This is a genomic window from Acidovorax sp. ACV01 (genome assembly GCF_014851495.1).
GTDB classification, from domain to species: Bacteria; Pseudomonadota; Gammaproteobacteria; order Burkholderiales; family Burkholderiaceae_C; genus Acidovorax; species Acidovorax radicis.
The window spans coordinates 123,583-140,721 of the sequence record NZ_JACUZT010000002.1 but is presented as its reverse complement, the minus strand read 5'-3'; the positions used below and the strand labels follow the sequence as shown (position 1 = coordinate 140,721).

Genomic DNA, 17,139 nt, shown 5'->3' with positions numbered 1-17,139 from the left:
AAGGAGACAGACATGAGCAAGCTCTCATGGCAGCGAAAGGCGGACGCAGCCACAGGCGCGACGGCCTGTACTGGCAAGCCCTCGCCGGCCCCGGTCGAAGGCCGATTCACACGCCTGGCAAAGGAACTGTCGTGAGCCCGCCCATGCTCTCCATCAGCCACTTGAGCAAGCGCTTTGGCGGTACCCAAGCCGTGGACGACGTCTCGCTGGACCTGCACGCCGGTGAGATCCTTGCCCTGCTGGGCGAGAACGGCGCTGGAAAATCCACGCTCATCAAAATCCTCGCCGGGGTCTACAGCCAGGACAGTGGCAGCATCACATTGCAGGGGCGCCCCGAAAGCGCCTGGCGTGGCCAGACACACGACCGGCATGCGATGGCGTTCATCCACCAGGACTTGGGCCTCGTGGAATGGATGACGGTGGCAGAGAACGTGGCCATCGGCATGGGGTTTCCCCGCCGCCACGGGCTGTTCATCGACTGGAAGCAGGCGCAGGCCAATGCGCGCCGCGTGCTGTCGCATGTGGGCTGCGACATCGACCCCATGCGCCGCGTCTTCACGCTGACCCGCGCAGAGAAGTCTTTGCTCGCGATCGGCCGGGCGCTCGACACCAATGCCCGTGTGCTGGTGCTGGATGAACCCACGGCCAGTCTCCCCATGGCCGATGTACAGCGCATGTTCCAGTTGCTGCGCCAATTGCGCGCCAAAGGGGTGGCAATGGTCTACGTGTCGCACCGGCTGGACGAGGTGATGGACATTTCCGACCGTGCCGCAGTCATGCGCGACGGCAAGCTGGTGGGGGTGCGCCACACGGCCGAGACCAACGAACATGCACTGGTCGAACTCATCGTGGGCCGCAAGTTCGAAGTGCCCGCCCGCAAGGCCAGCAGCGCCACGCAGCAAGTAGTCCTCCAATTGCAGGACGTGTACACCGCCAACGCCGGCCCGGTCACGCTGACCGCCCATCGTGGAGAGGTGCTGGGCCTCATCGGCCTGCGCGGTGCCGGGCACGAGGCGATCAGCCGCGCACTGTTTGGCCTGTCAGACCTGGCGGGCGGGCAGATCGCGCTCAACGGCCAGCGCATCGCGCCACGCAACCCGGCGCAGGCCATTGCACTGGGCGTGGCGTTGGTCGCGGCAGACCGGATCGAAGAAAACCTCGCACCCACCTTGTCGGTGCAGGAAAACCTGTTTCCCAACCCGGGGCTGGTGCTGGGCCGGCTGCTGGCGCGGCTGACGCGACGCACCGAACACACCCAGGCGCAAGGCCTGATCCAGCGGTTTGACGTGAACCCGCCCGCGCCCCACGCGGACATCCAGAACCTTAGTGGCGGCAACCAGCAAAAGGTGGTGCTGGCGCGCTGGATGCATCTGAACAAACCGCTCCTCATCCTGGAAGAGCCCACCGCCGGTGTCGATGTCGGCGCCAAGCAGCAGATCTACGCCATCTTGCACGCCCAGGCTTGCGCCGGTGCCTGTGTGCTGGTGGTCTCTACCGACTTTGAAGAGGTGGCCAACGTCTGCAACCGCGCACTGGTGTTTCGCGACGGCCGCGTGGCCACCGAGCTGTCAGGCGACGCCCTCACGGTGGCGGGCCTGCTGGTGGCTGCGTCAGGTCAACCTTCCCCACTTTCCACAGAGGCCACAGCATGAGCTCATCCATCAAACCCACCGCGCTGGAGCCGGACCCATCATTCGACCGAAAGACCACGAGCCTGCTGGGCAGGGTCAGCCGGCATGTCCCGGTGTATGGCCTGCCCGCCCTCACTGTGGCACTGATCGCGCTGTTTTCGGTGCTGCTGCCTGACAGCTTCCCCACGCTGTTCAACCTGCGCTCCATCCTGGCGGACAAGGCCGTCATTGCGCTGCTGGCGCTGGCCGCAACCATCCCGATGATGACGGGGAAGATCGACCTCACGGTGGGCTACGGCATCGTGCTGTGGCACATCCTGGCGATCAGCCTGCAGACGAAGTTTGGTATCTCGTGGCCCGTGGCGGTGCTCATCGTGCTGGCCTGTGGTGCGCTCTTCGGTCTGCTCAACGGCATCCTGGTGGAGCAGGCGCAAATTGACTCGTTCATTGCCACGCTGGGCACCGGCACCGTGCTGTACGCGGTGGCGCTGTGGCACAGCGGCGGGCGCCAGGTGCTGGGCGAGCTGCCGGATGGATTCCTGACGCTGGCTGGCGGCGACCTGCTGGGCTTGCCCATCACAGCGTTCTACGTGCTGGGCATCGCGGTGATCCTGTGGCTGGTCAGCGAGCACACGCCCATTGGCCGCGCCATGTACGTGATCGGCTCCAACCCCAAAGCCGCAGTGCTCAACGGCATTCCATTGCAGCGCTGCGTGATGGGAGCGTTCGTCGCATCCGGCACCCTGTCGGCGGTTGCCGGGGTGGTGCTCGCATCGCGCCTGCAGATCGGGCAGGCGGGTGTGGGGCTGGAATTCCTTTTGCCCGCACTGGTCGGCGCATTTCTGGGCTCCACCACGATCCGGCCAGGCCGGGTCAACGTCTGGGGCACGCTGGTCGGCGTCGCCATTCTCGCCGTAGGCATCTCGGGCATCCAGCAGTTTGGCGGCGCCTTCTATGTCGAGCCGCTGTTCAACGGATTGACCCTCCTGGTTTCCATCGGAATCGCCGGCTACGCACAGCGCAAGCGTGGTCAGTCGATCAAGCGACGCATTGCACAGCAGCAGCTGGCTACCGAGCCCACACCCGCGCCATCCGGCGCACCCACCGCGAAAACTGCCTCGGTCTGAGGCCTATAAAAAAGGAGACATGCACCATGAAAACATCCACCACCCTTCGCCACACCCTGCTGGCGGCCGCTCTGTGCGCCGGGCTCAACGGCATGGCCAGCGCCCAGGACTTCCTGGCCACGGCCAAGGCCAAGGTGGCTGCTGCCACCAGCGCCAAGACGAAATGGGATGGGCCCACCACGGGCCCCAAGGCGGCAGCCGATAAAACCATCGTCTACGTGGCCTCCGACATGCGCAACGGCGGCGTGCTTGGCGTGTCCAAGGGCGCTGAGGAAGCCGCCAAGGCCATCGGCTGGAAGATTCGCGTGCTGGACGGTCAAGGCACGGTGCAAGGCCGAACGGCCGCTTTCAATCAGGCCATCGCGCTCAAACCCGCGGGCATCCTGCTGGGCGGTTTCGACGCCAAGGAACAGGCTGCAGGCGTCAAAACCGCCACCGGCAGCAAGATCCCCGTGGTGGGCTGGCACGCGGCCAAGGAAGCAGGCGCAGTGGATGGCATGTTCTTCAATGTGACGACCAACGCCCAGGACGTCGCCGAGATCGCCGCGCTGCATGCGGTCGCCACCTCCGACGGCAAGGCCGGCGTGGTGGTGTTCACAGACTCTGCCTATGCAGTGGCCATTGCCAAGTCCAACGCCATGGCAGACGTGATCAAGAAGTGCACCGGCTGCACGCTGCTGGGGGTGGAGGACACGCCGCTGGCAGACACCTCCAACCGCATGCCGCAGCTGACCACCTCGCTGATTCAGCGCCATGGTGCCAAGTGGACGCACTCGCTGGGCATCAACGATCTGTACTTCGACTTCATGGGCCCTACGCTGCAATCGGCGGGCGGTGCAGCGAAGGATCTGAAGAACCTGTCGGGCGGCGACGGTTCCGAATCGGCCTACCAGCGCATCCGCACCGGCCGCTTCCAGGCAGGCACCGTGCCCGAGCCGCTGAACCTGCACGGCTGGCAGATGGTGGACGAGATCAACCGCGCCCTCGCTGGCGAGAAGGCTAGCGGCTATTCCACACCCGTGCACCTGGTCACGGCAGACAACATCAAGGGCGACGGCGGTCCTAAAAACAGTTTCGACCCCGACAACGGCTACCGCGACGCCTACAAAAAAATCTGGGCGAAGTAAGCCCGCCATTTCACTACCAAGAGAGTTCACGCATGTCTTCTTCTCCCCAACCTGTGGTCGCCCTGACCCTTGGTGACCCCGCCGGCATCGGCCCCGAACTGATCGCCCGATTGATGGCGCAGGAAGAGCTGATGCGCCTGGCCAATGTGGTGCTGGTCGGCGACCGCTGGTTGTGGGAGGAAGGACAGCGCATCGCGGGCAAAACGGTCCCCACCGTCGGCGTGGAAAGCCTCGCGGCCGTGCGCCATCGCAGCGACTTTTCGCAGCCCGCATTTTTGGAGGTGCAGACCGTGGCACCCGAACAGGTGACACGCGGCATGGCCCAGGCTCCGGGGGGCAAGTCGGTGCTCAAGGTTTTGGACCAGTGCATGGACGCCGCCCTGGCGCGGCAGGTGGACGCCATCTGCTTTGCTCCCCTCAACAAATTTGCCATGAAGCAAGGTGGCCTGCAGCACGAGGACGAGCTGCACCACTTTGCCCAGCACCTGGGCGTGACCGGTTACTTCTGCGAATTCAACACGCTGGGCACGCTGTGGACATCGCGCATTTCTTCACACGTGCCCCTGCTGGACGTGGGCCGCTACCTGACGCCCGAGCGGATCATTGCAGCCACCCAGTTGATCTACCGTTCGCTGCAGGCGGCGGGCGTGGCACAGCCTCGCGTGGCCGTGGCCGCCCTCAACCCCCATGGCGGTGACGGCGGCACCTGTGGCCGCGAAGAAATCGACACGATCATTCCGGCCGTCAAGACACTCAACGAACAGGGCCTGCCGATTGCGGGCCCGTTCCCGGCGGACACCATCTTTCTGAAGGCACGCGACGGCGAGTTCGACGCCATCGTCACCATGTACCACGACCAGGGCCAGATCGCCATCAAGCTGCTGGGCTTCAGCCGGGGCGTCACGGTCCAGGGAGGGCTTCCGGTGCCCATCACGACCCCCGCCCACGGCACGGCCTACGACATTGCAGGCAAAGGCACCGCCAGCGTCGAGGCCACAGCCAATGCCTTCCGTATCGCCTGCCGCATGGGCCAGTCCTACCGCGACGGCATCGCATTCCATTGACCCAGATACCCCACACATCAGGAGGAAGCCTCATGAAAATCAAATCCGTCCGCGCCCGTGTCTTTGAATGGAAGGGCCCCACCGTTCCACCCCAGGGCAACTTCTGCTCCAACGCCATGGACCTCGTCTATTCGAAGACCGAGACCATGAGCACCTTCCGCTTCCACTCGTGGACCGTGGTGGAAATCGAGACCGACGACGGCATCGTGGGCTTGGGCAACGTGGCCCTGGCGCCCAAGATCGCCAAGGCCATCATCGACGAGTACCTGGCGCCTCTGGTCATTGGCCAGGACCCCTGGGACTACGAATACCTGTGGCAACGCATGTACCGCGCCACCCACGCCTGGGGCCGCAAGGGCGTGACGATGGGCGCCATCTCGGCGGTGGACCTGGCCATCTGGGACATCTTGGGCAAGAGCGTGAACAAGCCGGTGTTCAAGCTGTTGGGCGGACGCACCAAGGAAAAAATTCCTTGCTACTACAGCAAGCTCTACCGCACGGATCTCGATGAAATGCAAAAGGAGGCCCAGACCTTCAAGGACCAGGGCTTCACCGCCTTCAAGATGCGGTTTGGCTACGGCCCGGCCCACCTGCAACAGGGCGTGGCAGAGAACCTCAAGTCGGTGGCCGCAGTGCGCGAAGTCATTGGCTACGACGCCGACCTGATGCTCGAGTGCTACATGGGCTGGAATGTCGAATACGCAAAGCGTATCTTGCCCAAGCTCGAGAAGTACGAGCCCCGCTGGCTGGAAGAGCCGGTCATCGCCGACGACGTGGATGGCTATGCTGAACTGAACCAGCTGACCAGCATACCGATCTCGGGCGGCGAGCATGAATTCAGCCTCTACGGTTTCAAGCAGCTGCTCGACCGCAAGGCCGTGAGCGTGGTGCAGTACGACACCAACCGCGTGGGCGGCATCACGGCGGCCCACAAGATCAACGCGCTGTGCGAGGCCTATAGCGTGCCCGTCATTCCCCATGCCGGACAGATGCACAACTACCACCTGACCATGAGCACCCTCGCCTCGCCCATGGCCGAGTATTTCCCCATGTTCGACGTGGAGGTCGGCAATGAGCTTTTCTATTACATCTTTGCGGGCGAACCGGTGGCAGACAACGGCTTTGTGCAACTGGACGACCACACCCCCGGCCTGGGCCTCACGCTCAAGACGGAGTTCCTCGACCAGTTCGTCATCACCGAATAAGGCGCAGCCATGGCATCCGCCCAAGCCCCCCGCTACAGGGGCATCTTCCCCGTCGTTCCGACGACATTCGCCGAGTCAGGTGCACTCGACCTTGAAAGCCAGAAGCGCTGCCTCGACTTCATGATCGACGCCGGCGTGGATGGCCTCTGCATCCTGGCCAACTTCTCCGAGCAGTTCTCGCTGTCCGACGCGGAGCGCGAGACGCTGACCCGCATCTCGCTGGAACACGTGGCAGGCCGCGTACCGGTGATCGTCACCACCACCCACTACGGCACCCGGGTGTGCGCCGAGCGCAGCCGGGCCGCACAGGACATGGGCGCCGCCATGGTGATGGTGATGCCGCCCTACCACGGTGCCACCTTCCGCGTGCCCGAAGCGCAGATCTACGAGTTCTACGCCCGTGTGTCCGATGCGATCAGCATCCCGATCATGGTGCAGGACGCACCCGCCAGCGGCACCGTGCTGTCGGCCCCGTTCCTCGCCCGCATGGCGCAGGAGATCGAGCACCTGGCCTACTTCAAGATCGAAGTGCCCGGCGCCGCCAGCAAGCTGCGCGAGCTGATCCGCCTGGGCGGCGCGGCCATCGAAGGCCCGTGGGACGGAGAAGAAGCCATCACCCTGCTGGCCGACCTGGATGCCGGTGCCACCGGGGCGATGACGGGCGGCGCCTTCCCCGATGGCATCCGCCCCATCATTGAGGCCCACCGCCAGGGCGATATGGACCAGGCCTTTGCGCTCTATCAACGCTGGCTGCCCCTCATCAACCACGAGAACCGCCAGGGCGGCATCCTGACGGCCAAGGCCTTGATGAAGGAAGGCGGCGTGATTGCCTGCGAGGCGGGGCGCCACCCCTTCCCGGCCATGCACCCCGAGGTTCGCCGGGGCCTCATTGACATCGCGCGCCGGCTGGACCCGCTGGTGCTGCGCTGGGCGCGTTGAAAGCAAGCATGAAAACCTATCCCAACTTCATCAACGGCGAGTGGCGCGAAGGCGACTCAATGAGCCCCAACATCAACCCCAGCAACCTGGCGGACGTCATCGGCGAATACGCCATGGCGTCGACCAGCGACGTCAACGATGCCGTCGCCGCGGCCCGCAGCGCACTGCCCAGCTGGAGCACGGGTTCGGAGCAGGCACGCAGCGACGCGCTGGACCGCATTGGCACCGAAATTCTGGCGCGCCGCGAAGAGCTGGGTGCACTGCTGTCCCGCGAGGAAGGCAAGACACGGCCGGAAGGCATTGGCGAAGTGACGCGGGCCGGCCATATCTTCAAGTTCTTTGCCGGGGAGTCTTTGCGTCTGAGCGGAGAACTTTTACCTTCGGTGCGGCCGGGCGTCGGGGTCGAAATCACGCGCGAACCCGTGGGCGTGGTCGGGCTGATCACGCCCTGGAATTTCCCCATCGCCATTCCGGCCTGGAAAATTGCGCCAGCACTTGCCTGGGGCAACTGTGTCGTCTTCAAGCCGGCTGACCTGGTACCTGCCAGTGCCTGGGCGCTGGCGGACATCATCGCGCGCAGTGGCATTCCCGAAGGCGTGTTCAACATGGTCATGGGCAAGGGCAGCGTGGTCGGTGAAGCCCTGGTGGAACACCCCGGGGTGGACGCCGTGAGCTTCACCGGCTCGGTGGGAGTAGGCCGCAGGATTGCAGAGGCCTGCGCGCGCAACCTCAAGAAGGTGCAGCTGGAAATGGGCGGCAAGAACCCCCAGGTCATTCTTGACGATGCTGACCTGAAGCAGGCGGTCGAGCTGTCCGCGCAATCGGCGTTTTATTCGACCGGGCAGCGATGCACCGCCTCCAGCCGACTGATCGTGACGCAAGGTATTCACGACCGCTTCGTTACGGCGCTTAAGGAGCGCATGGCCAGCTTGCGCGTGGGGGATGCGCTCTCGCCGGGCACGGACATTGGGCCGGTGGTATCGGCAAGCCAGCTCGAACAGGACCAGTTCTACATCGGCATCGCGCGCAGCGAAGGCGGCACCGTGACCGGCGGCCACCGCGTGCCTTGCCACACCGGCAGTGGCCAAGAGGGTTACTTCCTGGCGCCGGCGCTGGTGACGAACACCACCAACGCCATGCGCATCAACCTGGAAGAAGTTTTTGGCCCGGTGGCCAGTGTGGTCTGCGTCAAGAACTATGAAGAGGGGCTGGCCACCGCCAACGACACGATTTTTGGGCTGTCCGCCGGCATTGCCACCACCAGCCTGAAACACGCTGCGCACTTCAAGCGCCACATCCAGGCGGGGATGTGCATGGTGAATTTGCCTACGGCGGGGGTCGACTACCACGTGCCTTTTGGCGGGCGCAAGGGCAGCAGCTACGGGCCCAAAGAGCAAGGCAGCTACGCCCGCGACTTCTACACCAGCATCAAGACTGCTTACACCCTGGCATGACCATGACCGCTGACGCACTGTTGCCGCCGCAAATTCTCGACGCACGAGCCTCTCACGTGCTGCGCTGCGCGCGCCTGGAGCGCCTGTGCACGGGGGCCCTCTGGAGCGAAGGCCCCGTGTGGCTGTCGCAGGATGATTGTGTGTTGTGGAGCGACATTCCCAACAACCGCATCCTGCGCTGGTCGGCGCTTGACGGAATGACGGTGTGGCGCAGCAACGTGGAGTTCACCAACGGCCACACCCTGGACCTCGAGGGTCATCTGCTGCACTGCTCCCACGGCCTGCGCGCCATCGTTCGCACCCCGCTGGTCAATGGCCAAATCCATGCAGACACTCCAGACGCGGTGATCGTGGATCGCTATCTTGGCAAACGCCTGAACTCTCCCAACGACATCGTCGTGCGCAGCGACGGAACCATTTGGTTCACCGACCCGCCCTACGGCATCCTCAGTGACTACGAAGGCCACAAGGCATCCAGCGAGCTGGCCGGCAACTACGTCTTTTGCTACGACCCTGCAAGCCACACGCTGGAGATCGCCAGTGACTTCATCGAAGAGCCCAACGGCATCGCGTTCTCGCCCAACGAGCGCCTGCTGTACGTCAGCGACACCTCTGCCGCGCTGCGGCAGGACGGTTCCGGAAACCACCACATCGTGGCCTTTGAGGTCGAGGGAAAACAACTGCACAGGCCCCGCGTGCTGGCTGTCATAGAACCCGGGCTGGCAGACGGCTTTCGGGTCGACCGCCAAGGCTGGGTCTACACCAGCAGCGCTGACAGCGTGCAGGTCATCCACCCAGACGGAACGCTGCTCGCACGCATCCCGGTCCCGGAGAAGGTCGGCAACCTGACCTTCGGCGGCGAGGACGGCAAGTCACTTTTCATCGCCGCGAGTACCTCGCTGTACCGCGTTTCGCTCAACACCTCTGGAGATCAATGACCATGACCCGTGATGTACTGCTGCTTGTCGAAAAATGCAGCCACTGCTTTAGCTATTACGACCTGGAGAGTGGTGAGCGCACGGCGAGCATTGCACTGCCCGAATTTCCGCACGAGTTTGTGGTCGATTCCCGGCAGGACTTTGCCTACATCGGCCACTATGGCGTGGAAACCTCGGGCCATCTGGGCCAGGGCGGCACCAGCATATTCCAGATCAACATCAGAGAGCGCCGCCTCGAACGCACCATCAACATTGCGCCATTCAACCGCCTGCACGGGCTGCAGATCGATAACCTTGACCGGCTCTACGCACTGAGCGAAGACCGTGCCCAACTGGTGGTGCTGGACCACCCGGCCACAGATGTCGCCCCCCGCCGCGCGGTCCCCACCGGAGGCATCAAAAGCCATCTCTTCGCGCTGACGCGCGATGGCCAGACGGCGTACTCCATGAACCTGCTGTCCCACACGGTCACGAAGGTTCGGCCCTACGACGCCACCTTCTCGCCCGTGGCCTGCAGCCCGGGGGAAAAGCCGGAAGGCTATGCGCTAAGCGAAGACGAAAAGACCTTGTATGTCACCTGCCGTTGGAGCAACACGCTGTGCGCCATCGACACGGACACCATGCAAGTCAAGCGCAGCGCACCTTCGCGCGATGACGCCACACGGCTGTACCTCAGCCGAGACGGCCGGCTCATCGTCACGAACTACGGCGAGCGAAGCCTGTCCATTGTGGACCCCGAGACGCTGCAAGAGATCGCTCACATTCCAATGCAGGCGCGCGCCATTGCGCTGAGCCTGCACCCCACCAAGCCACTGGCCTTGGTGAGCCAGGACAACGACCAGTTGGGGTACTTCAACCTCACCACCCTTTGCTTTGATCGCTGGATATCCACGCAACGTGAGCCCGACGTATCGCGTGTCGTCAGGCTCTAAAGCAATCCACCACTAATTAATTTCGGTTCGTGCACGTGCCCCCCGTGGGCGCGCGGGCCGAGCTACGCCCAAATTCCACCGATTGCGTGCCTCCGTGGTCCTTCCATCCTCCAACAACGTGGCCCCCCTCTGCGAGAACTAGACCGTGACTGATTGGCTTCACTGGCTTATGACCCCCATCAGCGGGGCACCGACCCACAGCATTGCGCCGTGGGCCTACTGGCATGCGCGGCTCATGGTGTTGACATGGGCCTTTGTGCTGCCCATGGGCGTGATGGCCGCGCGGTTTTTCAAGGTCACGCCGGGGCAGGACTGGCCGCAGGTCAAGGACAACAAGGCCTGGTGGCGCGCGCACCGGTGCCTGCAATACACGGGCGTCATCGCCATGCTTTTCGGCCTCTACCTCGCCTGGGGACAGGGCTCGGGCCGCACCGCAGCGGCGCTCTGGCATGCCAGGTTGGGGTGGACGGTGGTCGCGCTGGGCGTGCTGCAGATTGGCGTGGCATGGGGTCGGGGCAGCAAGGGTGGCCCCACCGACCCGCGGATGGCCGGAGACCACTACGACATGACGCCATGGCGCACCACATTCGAATGGACGCACAAGGCGGGAGGCTACTTGGCGCTGCTGATTGCGGTCGCTGCGGTATTCACCGGACTCACCGCGGCAGACGCTCCCCGCTGGATGTGGCTGGCCATCGGGCTGTGGTGGATCAGCCTGGTGGTGGTCTTCGTCGTGATGCAACGGCAAGGGCGGTGCATGGACACCTACCAAGCCATCTGGGGGCCAGACACCGGCACCCAAGCCAGTCGCAAGCGCCCCACGGGCTGGGGTGTTCGGCGGTACGCGGCATCCGAATGGACAACGAAGTTTGGACCGGCCCGCCAGGGCCCCCAGCGACCCACAAAGCAATAGACACCAGGAGAACCCATGTCAGGACTTGAACTAAATAACGTGGTCAAACGCTTCGGCGATGTGACGGTCGTGCAACAGATGGACCTCACGATCCACGAGGGGGAATTTGTTGTACTGCTGGGTGAATCCGGTTGCGGAAAAAGCACCACCCTTCGGATGATTGCCGGCCTGGAAGAGGCCTCGGAGGGAAAGATCTTCATCGCAGGACGCGACGTCACGAACATGGCGCCGATGGAGCGCGATATCGCGATGGTGTTTCAGAACTACGCCTTGTACCCGCACATGGACGTGGCAGAGAACATGTCGTTTGCGCTGCGGCTCCTGGGGCGCCCCAAAGCCGAGATCGCCGAAAAAGTCGGTACCGCCGCGAAGATCCTGAGCATTGAGCATCTGCTGAACCGAAAGCCCAAGGAACTGTCGGGTGGGCAACGCCAGCGTGTGGCCATCGGGCGCGCCATCGTGCGCGAACCCAAGGTGTTCCTGTTTGACGAACCCCTGTCCAACCTGGACGCCAAGCTGCGCGGGCACATGCGGGCCGAACTCGCCATCCTGCACGAGCGTCTGGGCAAAACCACGGTCTACGTGACGCATGACCAGATCGAAGCGATGACGCTGGCGTCTCGCATCGTGATCTTCGACAAAGGCCGCATTCAGCAGATCGGGACGCCGTCGGAAGTGTTCACACGGCCCGCCAGCATTTTTGTGGCGGGTTTCATCGGAACCCCAACGATGAACTTCTTCAAAGCCCGCTATACGCAGGAACACGGCGTGGGGCTTTTACGGGGCGAAGGCTTTGCGTGGCCAGCTCCCGACTGGCTCATTGGGCAATCGCCCCGGCCTGACCAGGCGCTGACGCTGGGCATACGGCCACAGGCGTTTCGCCCCAGTACCAGCACCGGCACTAACGAGAGGCCGCTGTTGAAGCTGCAGGTGGATGTCGTGGAGTACCTGGGCACCGAAAGCCAGGTAGTCGGGCACATGAACACCCCCGGCGGCCAGCGGGTGGCGGCCATGCTGTCGGGCAATGCCCAGGCGTCGCTGCACCAGAACATCCACCTCGATTTCGATCCCCAGGACATGCACGTGTTCGAGACCGATTCAGGCCGCTCGTTGCGCACATGAACCACAGTTTTTACCCAGGAGACAACACCATGAAAAGACGCGATTTCGTCAAAAGTGCGGGCATTACGGTCTTTGGCGCGGGGCTTCCGCTCAGCGGCGCGCGGGCACAAAACCGCTACGCCAAGTACGCAGGCCAGACCGTGACCTTCAGCATCCCGGCCCATCCACACTACGACGCGATGGTGAAGATCTTGCCGCAGTTCACCAAGGAAACCGGCATCAAGATCGAGACGGATCGCCTGGCCATGGGACGCATGAAAGAAAAGCAGTTGCTCGAAATGGCCAAGCCCCAGGGCGACTACGACCTGGGCAGCTATGTCGTGATGTGGAAGGGTGAGTACGTTTCCAAGAACCTCATCCAGCCACTGGAACCTTTCCTGAAAAACCCGGCGCTTGCAGACCCGGCCTACGACCTCAAGGACATCATTCCCGTCTACCTGGAAAACCTGGGCATGGTGGGCGGTCCCAAGGGCTATCTTGCCGGCCCCGGCGCCAAACTCTATGGCCTGCCTTACGGCGCAGAAACCTCGGTACTGGCATACCGCAATGACATTTTTGCAAAGCACAACCTGAAGGCACCAGAGAACTACACCGAGTTCCGGCAGCTGCTGCGCGTGATCAAGGACAAAGAGAGCATCGGCGCACTGGCATCGCGGGGCCAGGCCGGCCACCAGGCGGTGCACGCCTGGCTGCTGCATCTCAACCCCTTGGGCGGCAGCGTGTTCGACGACCAATGGCGCGCGCGCTTCAATGACAAGATCGGCGTGGAAGCACTCCAGTTTCTGCAGGAAGTGGTCGCCACGGGCCCAGCGGGTATCGCGGGGTATGGCCAGGGTGAAAGCAACACCGCCTTTCTGCAGGGCCAGGCAGCCATGTACCTCGATTCCACCTCGTTGGCCGGCCTGGTGAACGATCCGACCAAGTCCAAGGTGGCAGGCAAGGTGAGCTGGGCACTGCACCCGGCCGGTACGCGCAGGGCGTCGCAGTCTGGCGGCCTGGGGCTTGCCATTGCCAAGAATGCGAAGAACGCGGACGCGGGCTTTCTGCTGATGCAGTGGCTCACGTCCAAAGAGCAGGACAGGGCCGTCACCAAGGTGGGCGGCGCACCCACGCGCAACTCCACGCTTTCTGATGCAGACCTCGTGCGCCAGTACCCCGAGTTCATTACCTTCAAGGAAGCCCTCAAATATTCGAACCCCGACTGGCGCCCGATCATCCCCGTGTGGGACAAGATCAACGTCCAGGCGCTGGGCATTGGAATCTCCGAAGCGCTCACCGGCAAAAAGACCGCAGAAGCTGCGTTGAACGATCTGGTCGCGCCCGTCACACAGATGATGCGCGAAGCGGGCTACAAGGTCTAAGGCCAGGGCACCATGCGCACTCCCTCGTGGGTTCCGGCCCTCTACCTTGGGCCCGCCGTTGTCATCATGGCTGCGGCGTGCCTCTATCCCGTTTTTTCTGCGATCCAGCTCGGCCTGTATGACTGGAGCATGGGCACGCCCTGGAGCGATGCCCGTTGGGTGGGTCTGGACGCCTTCGTCTCGGCCTTCAGCAACGCCAGGGTCTGGTCGTCACTGTGGACCACCCTGGTATTTGCGGCGGTCTGTGTTACCGCAGAGATGGTGCTGGGAATTTCTCTCGCACTGGCTCTGGAGCGCCCGGTGCGTGGCACCGCGTTTTTTCGCACCCTGTTCATCCTTCCGATGATGATCGCGCCGATTGCCGTCGGCCTGGCGTGGCGCTACATGTTCGATGCGCAGTTCGGCATCATCAATGCGGTGCTGGGTCTGCTGCACATTGCACCGCTGACGTGGCTGGCCGACCCGACGCTGGCCTTTGCGGCCATCGTGATCGCGGACATCTGGCAGTGGACGCCCTTTGTTTTCATCATGATGGTGGCCGCGCTGGCCAACGTGGACGGTGCGGTGATCGAGGCCTCGCGCATCGATGGTGCCAACTGGTGGCAGATGACGCTGCTGGTGAAGCTGCCCATGATTGCGCATGTCATCGCCATCACGCTGATGATGCGCTTGGTGGATGCCTTCCGGGTGCTGGAGGTGATCTATGTACTCACCTTTGGCGGTCCCGGAGACTCCACCGAAATCCTTGCACTGCACATCTACAAGACAGCTTTTGTGGGACAGCAGCTGGGCGTTGCTGCGGCCATCTCGGTGCTGCTGCTGGTCGTCGTCGCGGGGCTGTCGTGGGTCGCGCTGCGAATCTCCAACCCACTCGACAACCGCAGATAACCCGGATTCCCCTCCATGAAACGCTCGCCTTTTATTAGCATGTCCCACTACGCCATGCTGATCACCCTGGCGGTGATCTGCATGGCCCCGATCGTAGTCATTTTTGCGACCAGCTTGCGCCAGCAGGTGGACATTTTTGCCGATCCCCTGAACTTCATTTTTGCGCCCACGCTGGAGAACTACCGCGCGGTGCTGCAGGAAGACAAGTTCGACCGCTACCTCTACAACAGCCTGTTCGTGGGCGTTGTCTCCACCGCCATCACGCTGGTGCTTGGATGCATGGCTGCCTACGGGCTCGCCCGGTTTCAGTTTCCCGGGCGACGCACGTTGGCCTACACCACGCTGCTGCTGCGCACGGTTCCACTGGCAGTGCTGGCCATTCCGGTGTTCCTCATCTGGAACGAGTGGCATCTGGTCAACAGCCTTTGGGGCCTGGTTTTGCTGTACGTGGCGGTGAACCTGCCCTTCACGATCTGGCTGCTGTACGGCTTTGTGCTGCAGGTGCCAATCGAGCTCGAAGAGGCCGCCGCCATCGACGGATGCGGTCCCTTGCGCGTGTTCACCAAAGTGTTGCTGCCACTGATGGCACCGGGTCTCGCCGCGGCATCGATCTTCACTTTCCGCATCGCCTGGAACGAGTTCATTTTGGCCCTGGTGCTCACCGATCGGCACACCCGCACGCTGCCCGTGGCTGCATCGCTTTTCATCACCGACATGGGTGTGGATTGGGGCCGCGTGATGGCAATGGCAAGCCTTATTGCCATTCCGCCCCTGATCTTCACCTTCGTTGCGGCGCGCCAGATCATCACCGGCCTTACTGCCGGAGCTGTCAAAGGCTGATCTGTCCATCTGAGCGCAAAACGACGCCTCTGCCACCTTGACCGCCGCAAGCCCTATGAAACTCCTTTCAAAGAACATCGGTATTGGTGGCCAGATGCTGCTGCTGACACTGGCCGTGCTCACGCTGCTTTTTGCGGGCGCGTGGCATGTCCATGCGCAGCTGAATAGGCTGAAATTTCCAGCGTCGGAATCTGCGACCGGGGTCCCAGGAGCGGCGGCGTATGCATCCTCCGCGCTGTGGATTACCGTGGCCTTGGTTGCAGCCTGTTTGCTGGGCATCGCGGCCTGGGTGACGCACCGGATTTCCGAACGGGTATCGGTGGCGCAGCGATTTGCCGACGATGTGAAAGGCGGCAACCTGACGAGCCTCATTTTCGACCCCGCGCAGGACGAATTTTCAGCGCTGGTCTCGGCCATGCGGGACATGCAGGCCTCTCTCACCCGGGTTGTGTTCAAGGTCCGCAGCGGTGCCCAGGAGGTTGACACCGCCAGCGACGAGATATCGCATGCCAATACCGACCTTTCCGCGCGCACGGAACAACAAGCGATTGCACTGCAACATACCACCACCGCAGTCGAAGCCTTCAGCGCCCATGTGCACCGCGTCGCTGATGCGGCGGATGCGGGGCACACGATGGCGGAACATGCCTCAGCGTCCGGCCAACGGGGAAGTGATGCCTTTAAAGAGGTGCAAAAGACCATGGAGGCGATCGCAGCAGAGTCAGGCAAGGCCTACGAAATCATTGCCCTGATTGATGGCATCGCCTTTCAAACCAACATTCTTGCGTTGAATGCGGCCATTGAAGCAGCGCGCGCCGGAGCGCACGGCCGGGGATTTGCCGTCGTCGCCGACGAAGTGCGTTCGCTGGCACAGCGCAGCGCCGAAGCCGCCCGCGAGATCAAGCAGATCATCGCTGGCAGTACCACCCGCATTGGCGAAGGTGTGCAACAGGTAGGGCAGGCCACGGGAAGGTTGTCGGACATCGGCAAGGCGCTCTCGTCCATGCGGGATGTCATGGCAGAGATCACGCAGGCTAGCCAGTTGCAGCGACAGGAAATCGAGGCGCTGGCGCACTCGGTGACCGTGATCGATGAATCCACGCAGCAGAACGCCGCCCTGGTGGAGCAAACCGCCGGCGCATCCCAACAATTGCGCGCACAGGTCGGCAGGCTGGTGGAGTCCGTCAATGCCTTCACGCTCAATGGCTCGCCCGCCGAAGCGCAGGCCCAGGTGCAAAGGGCTGTCGACCTGATTGAGCGCCTGGGTGCCGAGCGCGCCTACCTGGAGTTCACGCACGGCAGCGCGTTCAAGGACCGTGATCTCTACATCACCGTCTACAGCATGGACGGCGTGAGCCTGGCGCACGGAGCAAACCCCGGCAACGTCGGCAAGAACCTCATCGACATGAGGGACGCCAACGGAACCGCCATCGTGAAGAACTCACGGGATCTGGCCTTGCAACAGGGCTCGGGCTGGTCCGCTCCGTACCATATTTTCAATCCGGTCACCCAGAAAATCATGGTGAAAAAGGCGTTTGTCCAGCGGGTTGAAAACACCTTTGTCTCATCCGGCATCTACCTTGTAGATACCCACTGAC

At 63.0% G+C, this 17,139-nt stretch carries 16 protein-coding genes; all 16 read left to right on the top strand.

Annotated elements, in window-relative coordinates:
- Window positions 1–12 precede the first annotated feature (12 nt).
- The 16 genes from IB243_RS27270 to IB243_RS05105 all read left to right on the top strand — a co-directional run bounded on the left by IB243_RS27270 (window position 13) and on the right by IB243_RS05105 (window position 17,138).
- Window positions 13–135 carry a hypothetical protein gene (locus IB243_RS27270; RefSeq protein ID WP_255509272.1) on the top strand — a complete coding sequence of 41 codons (123 nt, stop codon included), beginning with the start codon at window positions 13–15 and terminating at the stop codon, window positions 133–135.
- The gene (locus tag IB243_RS05175) at window positions 132–1,652 is read left to right on the top strand and encodes a sugar ABC transporter ATP-binding protein (RefSeq protein WP_370540315.1); all 1,521 of its coding nucleotides are present in this window, start codon (window positions 132–134) and stop codon (window positions 1,650–1,652) included. The genes IB243_RS27270 and IB243_RS05175 overlap by 4 nt, the downstream gene beginning before the upstream one ends.
- Window positions 1,649–2,758: an ABC transporter permease gene (locus IB243_RS05170; RefSeq protein WP_192425540.1), complete on the top strand. Its 1,110-nt coding sequence runs from the start codon at window positions 1,649–1,651 to the stop codon at window positions 2,756–2,758. The genes IB243_RS05175 and IB243_RS05170 overlap by 4 nt, the downstream gene beginning before the upstream one ends.
- 26 nt (window positions 2,759–2,784) lie before the next feature.
- Window positions 2,785–3,885: a substrate-binding domain-containing protein gene (locus IB243_RS05165; protein WP_192425539.1), complete on the top strand. Its 1,101-nt coding sequence runs from the start codon at window positions 2,785–2,787 to the stop codon at window positions 3,883–3,885.
- A 32-nt stretch (window positions 3,886–3,917) separates the two neighbouring features.
- The gene (locus IB243_RS05160) at window positions 3,918–4,949 is read left to right on the top strand and encodes a 4-hydroxythreonine-4-phosphate dehydrogenase PdxA (RefSeq protein WP_192425537.1); all 1,032 of its coding nucleotides are present in this window, start codon (window positions 3,918–3,920) and stop codon (window positions 4,947–4,949) included.
- 32 nt (window positions 4,950–4,981) lie between these two features.
- Complete coding sequence (locus IB243_RS05155; protein ID WP_010459466.1) at window positions 4,982–6,154, top strand: L-rhamnonate dehydratase; 1,173 nt, start codon at window positions 4,982–4,984, stop codon at window positions 6,152–6,154.
- A 9-nt stretch (window positions 6,155–6,163) separates the two neighbouring features.
- Window positions 6,164–7,093 carry a dihydrodipicolinate synthase family protein gene (locus tag IB243_RS05150; protein ID WP_192425535.1) on the top strand — a complete coding sequence of 310 codons (930 nt, stop codon included), beginning with the start codon at window positions 6,164–6,166 and terminating at the stop codon, window positions 7,091–7,093.
- Between the two features lie 8 nt (window positions 7,094–7,101).
- Window positions 7,102–8,547 (top strand): aldehyde dehydrogenase family protein, encoded by a 1,446-nt coding sequence (locus IB243_RS05145; protein WP_192425533.1) that lies wholly within the window; start codon window positions 7,102–7,104, stop codon window positions 8,545–8,547.
- 2 nt (window positions 8,548–8,549) lie between these two features.
- Window positions 8,550–9,485 (top strand): SMP-30/gluconolactonase/LRE family protein, encoded by a 936-nt coding sequence (locus tag IB243_RS05140; RefSeq protein WP_225584759.1) that lies wholly within the window; start codon window positions 8,550–8,552, stop codon window positions 9,483–9,485.
- A 2-nt stretch (window positions 9,486–9,487) separates the two neighbouring features.
- Complete coding sequence (locus IB243_RS05135) at window positions 9,488–10,417, top strand: YncE family protein (protein WP_225584758.1); 930 nt, start codon at window positions 9,488–9,490, stop codon at window positions 10,415–10,417.
- Between the two features lie 169 nt (window positions 10,418–10,586).
- Window positions 10,587–11,330, top strand: coding sequence for a cytochrome b561 domain-containing protein (locus IB243_RS05130; protein ID WP_192426312.1), 744 nt, complete (start codon window positions 10,587–10,589; stop codon window positions 11,328–11,330).
- 15 nt (window positions 11,331–11,345) lie between these two features.
- Entirely contained in the window at window positions 11,346–12,452 is a 1,107-nt protein-coding gene (locus IB243_RS05125) for an ABC transporter ATP-binding protein (RefSeq protein ID WP_192425529.1), read from the top strand.
- Window positions 12,453–12,481: 29 nt separating this feature from the next.
- Window positions 12,482–13,813: an extracellular solute-binding protein gene (locus IB243_RS05120; RefSeq protein WP_192425528.1), complete on the top strand. Its 1,332-nt coding sequence runs from the start codon at window positions 12,482–12,484 to the stop codon at window positions 13,811–13,813.
- Window positions 13,814–13,825: 12 nt separating this feature from the next.
- On the top strand, window positions 13,826–14,701 hold the full coding sequence (locus IB243_RS05115; protein WP_029413277.1) for a carbohydrate ABC transporter permease: 876 nt from the start codon (window positions 13,826–13,828) through the stop codon (window positions 14,699–14,701).
- A gap of 15 nt (window positions 14,702–14,716) precedes the next feature.
- Window positions 14,717–15,541 (top strand): carbohydrate ABC transporter permease, encoded by an 825-nt coding sequence (locus IB243_RS05110; protein ID WP_029413279.1) that lies wholly within the window; start codon window positions 14,717–14,719, stop codon window positions 15,539–15,541.
- 115 nt (window positions 15,542–15,656) lie between these two features.
- The gene (locus IB243_RS05105; protein ID WP_192425526.1) at window positions 15,657–17,138 is read left to right on the top strand and encodes a methyl-accepting chemotaxis protein; all 1,482 of its coding nucleotides are present in this window, start codon (window positions 15,657–15,659) and stop codon (window positions 17,136–17,138) included.
- Window position 17,139: the final 1 nt, after the last annotated feature.

What these genes read in the sequence shown, in the direction of transcription:
- IB243_RS27270 (WP_255509272.1), top strand. Translation starts at nt 13, where the DNA reads ATGAGCAAGCTCTCATGGCAGCGAAAGGCGGACGCAGCCACAGGCGCG.
- IB243_RS05170 (WP_192425540.1), top strand. Translation starts at nt 1,649, where the DNA reads ATGAGCTCATCCATCAAACCCACCGCGCTGGAGCCGGACCCATCATTC.
- IB243_RS05165 (WP_192425539.1), top strand. Translation starts at nt 2,785, where the DNA reads ATGAAAACATCCACCACCCTTCGCCACACCCTGCTGGCGGCCGCTCTG.
- IB243_RS05160 (WP_192425537.1), top strand. Translation starts at nt 3,918, where the DNA reads ATGTCTTCTTCTCCCCAACCTGTGGTCGCCCTGACCCTTGGTGACCCC.
- IB243_RS05155 (WP_010459466.1), top strand. Translation starts at nt 4,982, where the DNA reads ATGAAAATCAAATCCGTCCGCGCCCGTGTCTTTGAATGGAAGGGCCCC.
- IB243_RS05150 (WP_192425535.1), top strand. Translation starts at nt 6,164, where the DNA reads ATGGCATCCGCCCAAGCCCCCCGCTACAGGGGCATCTTCCCCGTCGTT.
- IB243_RS05145 (WP_192425533.1), top strand. Translation starts at nt 7,102, where the DNA reads ATGAAAACCTATCCCAACTTCATCAACGGCGAGTGGCGCGAAGGCGAC.
- IB243_RS05140 (WP_225584759.1), top strand. Translation starts at nt 8,550, where the DNA reads ATGACCGCTGACGCACTGTTGCCGCCGCAAATTCTCGACGCACGAGCC.
- IB243_RS05135 (WP_225584758.1), top strand. Translation starts at nt 9,488, where the DNA reads ATGACCCGTGATGTACTGCTGCTTGTCGAAAAATGCAGCCACTGCTTT.
- IB243_RS05130 (WP_192426312.1), top strand. Translation starts at nt 10,587, where the DNA reads ATGACCCCCATCAGCGGGGCACCGACCCACAGCATTGCGCCGTGGGCC.
- IB243_RS05125 (WP_192425529.1), top strand. Translation starts at nt 11,346, where the DNA reads ATGTCAGGACTTGAACTAAATAACGTGGTCAAACGCTTCGGCGATGTG.
- IB243_RS05120 (WP_192425528.1), top strand. Translation starts at nt 12,482, where the DNA reads ATGAAAAGACGCGATTTCGTCAAAAGTGCGGGCATTACGGTCTTTGGC.
- IB243_RS05115 (WP_029413277.1), top strand. Translation starts at nt 13,826, where the DNA reads ATGCGCACTCCCTCGTGGGTTCCGGCCCTCTACCTTGGGCCCGCCGTT.
- IB243_RS05110 (WP_029413279.1), top strand. Translation starts at nt 14,717, where the DNA reads ATGAAACGCTCGCCTTTTATTAGCATGTCCCACTACGCCATGCTGATC.